Origin of the sequence: Roseomonas sp. TAS13, from assembly GCF_001950415.1 — a bacterium.
In the GTDB taxonomy this organism is placed as follows: Bacteria; Pseudomonadota; Alphaproteobacteria; order Acetobacterales; family Acetobacteraceae; genus Roseomonas; species Roseomonas mucosa.
The window spans coordinates 1-3,659 of record NZ_BDLP01000406.1; the positions used below are offsets into that span (position 1 = coordinate 1).

The 3,659-nt window shown below is 71.0% G+C and carries 5 protein-coding genes; all 5 read left to right on the forward strand.

The genetic code is table 11. From position 1 onward, the window contains the following. Positions 1–608, forward strand: a 608-nt coding sequence (locus ROTAS13_RS21040; RefSeq protein ID WP_171979186.1) for an isochorismate synthase MenF, incomplete at its 5' end; no start/stop codon positions are given. After that, positions 605–2,251 carry a (2,3-dihydroxybenzoyl)adenylate synthase gene (locus ROTAS13_RS21045; protein ID WP_171979187.1) on the forward strand — a complete coding sequence of 549 codons (1,647 nt, stop codon included), beginning with the start codon at positions 605–607 and terminating at the stop codon, positions 2,249–2,251. The genes ROTAS13_RS21040 and ROTAS13_RS21045, both read left to right, overlap by 4 nt. Further along, positions 2,251–2,895, forward strand: coding sequence for an isochorismatase family protein (locus ROTAS13_RS21050; RefSeq protein ID WP_058390436.1), 645 nt, complete (start codon positions 2,251–2,253; stop codon positions 2,893–2,895). The genes ROTAS13_RS21045 and ROTAS13_RS21050 overlap by 1 nt, the downstream gene beginning before the upstream one ends. Continuing rightward, entirely contained in the window at positions 2,892–3,146 is a 255-nt protein-coding gene (locus tag ROTAS13_RS21055) for a phosphopantetheine-binding protein (protein ID WP_019462237.1), read from the forward strand. The genes ROTAS13_RS21050 and ROTAS13_RS21055 overlap by 4 nt, the downstream gene beginning before the upstream one ends. A gap of 1 nt (position 3,147) precedes the next feature. Continuing rightward, positions 3,148–3,659, forward strand: a 512-nt coding sequence (locus ROTAS13_RS21060) for a condensation domain-containing protein (protein ID WP_253187728.1), incomplete at its 3' end; no start/stop codon positions are given.

Below are 3,659 nucleotides of genomic sequence, written 5' to 3' on the forward strand. Positions count from 1 at the left end.
TGCTGGTCGCCCGCCGGGGCCGTGCCGTCCTGTCGCATCCCCTGGCCGGCTCCGCGCGGCGGGAGGCTGATCCGGCGGCCGACCGCGCCGCCGCCGAGGCGCTGGGCCGTTCGGGCAAGGACCGGCGGGAACATGCGCTGGTGGCGGAGTTCATCCTCGACATGCTGGGCCCGCATTGCCGGAACCTCGCCGCGCCGGAGGGCACCACCGTCACCGCTACCCGCAGCATGTGGCATCTCGGCACCCGCATCGAGGGCGAGCTGAAGGACCCCGATACCTCCGCCGCCGACCTCGCCGCGCTGCTGCACCCCACCCCCGCCGTCTGCGGCGTGCCGCGCGACCGGGCGGCGGAGCGCATCCAGGCGCTGGAAGGCCATGACCGGGACTTCTACGCCGGGGCGGTGGGCTGGTGCGACCGCGACGGGGATGGCGCCTGGCATGTCTCCATCCGCTGCGCCGAGATTGCCGGGAACCGGGCGCGGCTCTATGCCGGGGCCGGCATCGTGCCGGGCTCCGATCCGGAGGCCGAGGCGCGCGAGACCGCGGCCAAGTTCCGCGCCATGTTGAATGCCCTGGGCGTGCCGCCAGGGCAGGAGTTCGATGCATGATCCCCCCCGTGGCCCCCTTGCGCCAGGAATGGCCGGAGGCATTCGCCCGGCGCTACCGCGAGGCGGGCTACTGGCGCGGCGAGACCTTCCCCGGCTTTCTGCGCCAGCGCGCGGCGGAGCATCCGGACGCGGTGGCCATCGTGGACGGCGCACGGCACTGGACCTATCGCCATCTCTGGGAGCGGGCGGAGCGCCACGCGGCGGGCTTCCTGAGGCTGGGCCTGCGCCCCGGCGACCGGGTGGTGGTGCAGATCGGCAATGTCGCGGAGTTCTTCTCCGTGGTCTTCGGCCTGTTCCGCGCCGGGATGATCCCGGTCTATGCCCTGCCAGCGCACCGCATCACCGAGATCGCTCATTTCGCCCGCCGTGCCGAGGCACGGGGCTATGTCACCATGGAGCGGGCGGACGGCTTCGACTACCGCACCCTGGCGCGGGCGCTGCGCGCGGAAGTGCCGGCGGTGGGGCATGTGGTCATCATCGGCGCGGCGGAGGAATTCACCGCGCTGGAGGATTGCGTGGCCGAGCCGCGCGACGTGGTGGGCGGCCTGCCCGCCGATCCGGACCCGTCCTCGGTCGCCTTCCTGCAGATCTCCGGCGGCAGCACCGGGCTGTCGAAGCTGATCCCGCGCACGCATGACGACTACATCTACAGCTTTCGCGCCAGCAACGGGATCTGCGGCGTCACGGCGGAAAGCGTCTTCCTCGTGGCCCTGCCGGCGGCGCATAATTTTCCGATGAGCTCGCCCGGCCATATGGGCGCGCTCCATGCCGGCGCGCGGGTGGTGCTGAGCCCCAATCCGAGCCCCGAGACCGCCTTTCCGATCATCGCGCGGGAGCGTGTGACCATCACCGGCCTCGTGCCGCCGCTCGCGCTGCTCTGGATGCAGGCGGCGCCGAACACGAAGTACGACCTCGGCAGCCTCAAGGTGCTGCTGGTCGGCGGCGCGAAATTCACGCCGGAGGGGGCGAAGCGCGTGCGCGCCACGCTCGGCTGCACGCTGCAGCAGGTCTTCGGCATGGCGGAGGGGCTGGTGAACTACACCCGCCTCGACGATCCCGAGGAGATCATCGTCAACACCCAGGGCCGCCCGATCAGCCCGGATGACGAGGTGCTGATCGTGGACGATGCCGGCGAGCCGGTGCCGGAGGGCGAGCCCGGGCACCTGCTGACGCGCGGCCCCTATACGATCCGCGCCTACCACAACGACGACGCGGCGAATGCGCGCTCCTTCACCGGGGACGGCTACTACCGCACCGGCGATATCGTGCGCCGCCTGCCGGGCGGCTATCTCGAGGTGCAGGGCCGGGCGGGCGACCACATCAACCGCGCCGGCGAGAAGATTTCGGCCGAGGAGGTGGAGGACCATCTGCTGGCGCATCCGAACGTCTTCGACGCCGCCATCGTCTCCGTGCCTGACCCCTATCTGGGCGAGCGCATCTGCGCCTTCGTGATCCCGCAAGGGGAGAGGCCGAAGCCGGCGGCGCTGAAGGCCTGGATGCGGAGCCGCGGCATCGCCGACTTCAAGGTGCCGGACCAGGTCGTCTTCGTGGAACGCTTCGCCACCACCGCGGCGCTGAAGATCAGCCGCAAGGAGCTGCGCGCCCGGCTGCGCGCGCAGTTCCTGGAACAGCAGGAATCGTGATGTCGAGTACCAAGGGCCTGCCGCGCATCCCCGCCTATCCGTTGCCGCGCGCGGAGGAGCTTCCCGCGCCGCGCGCGCCCTGGCGGCTGGAGCGCGACCGCGCCGCGCTGCTGGTGCATGACATGCAGCGCTATTTCGTCGGCGCCTTCACGCCCGACGAACCGCCGATCGAGCTGGTGCTGGCCAATATCCACGCCCTGGCCGCCAAGGCGCGCCGGGCCGGCATCCCCGTCTTCTACACGGCGCAGGAAGGCGACCAGGACCGGCGCGACCGCGGGCTGCAGGCCGATCTCTGGGGCCGGGGCATGAGCTGGTCGCAGGACCATCAGCCGATCCTGGACGAGCTGGCGCCGCAGCCGGACGATTTCGTGCTGGTGAAACACCGCTACAGCGCCTTCCAGCGCAGCAACCTGGAAACGCTGATGCGCGCGCGCGGCCGCGACCAGATCATCGTCTGCGGCATCTACGCGCATATCGGCTGCCTGCTGACGGCGGCGGAGGCCTTCATGCGCGATATCGAGCCCTTCTACGCCGCCGATGCGGTGGCCGATTTCTCGCGCGAGAAGCACGACATGGCGCTGCGCTACGTCGCCGATGTCTGCGGCGTGCCGATGACCACCACGCAGATCCTGGAGGTCCTGTGAGCCACGCCCCGCTGACCAGGGAGGGCATGCGCGCCGATATCGCGCGCCTGCTGCACGAGGACCCGTCGGAGATCGGCGATGATGACAGCCTGATCGACCTGGGCCTCGATTCCATGCGGGCGATGAACCTTCTCCTGCTCTGGAGCGAGCGCGGCCTGTCGCTGGATTTCGGCGAGTTCGCCGAGGAGCTGACGCTGAACACCTGGTGGGCGATCGTGGAGCGCCGCCAGAAGGCGCAGGCCGGGGGCTGAGATGGGCACGGCCCCCCAGCCGCCCCTGTCCTGGCTGGGGCTGACCGAAGCCCAGGCCGGACTCTGGTACGCACAGCGCCTGGACCCGCAGAACCCGGTCTTCAACACCGGTCAGTTCATCGCCCTGCACGGGAAGCTCGACCTCGGCGCCTTCCGCGCCGCGCTGTCCCAGGCCGTGGCGGAGTCCGAGGCGCTCTGTCTGCGCTTCGAGGAACGCGACGGGCAGCCGGTGCAGGCAATCGATCCCGCACTGCGCCCGGAGGTGAAGGTCATCGACCTGTCCGGCGATCCGGAGGGCGAGGCCAAGGCCCGTGCCGCCATGCGCCACGACATGGACACGCCGCGCGGCCTGAAGGGCGAGGCGCTGGCGGCGGAGCGCATCTACCGCCTCGGACCGGAGCGGCATCTCTGGTACCAGCGCGTGCACCACCTGGCGGTGGATGCCTTCGGCACCGAGCTGATCACCCGCCGCACCGCCGCCCTCTATGCCGAGCGCCTCGGCGGGCCGGAGGC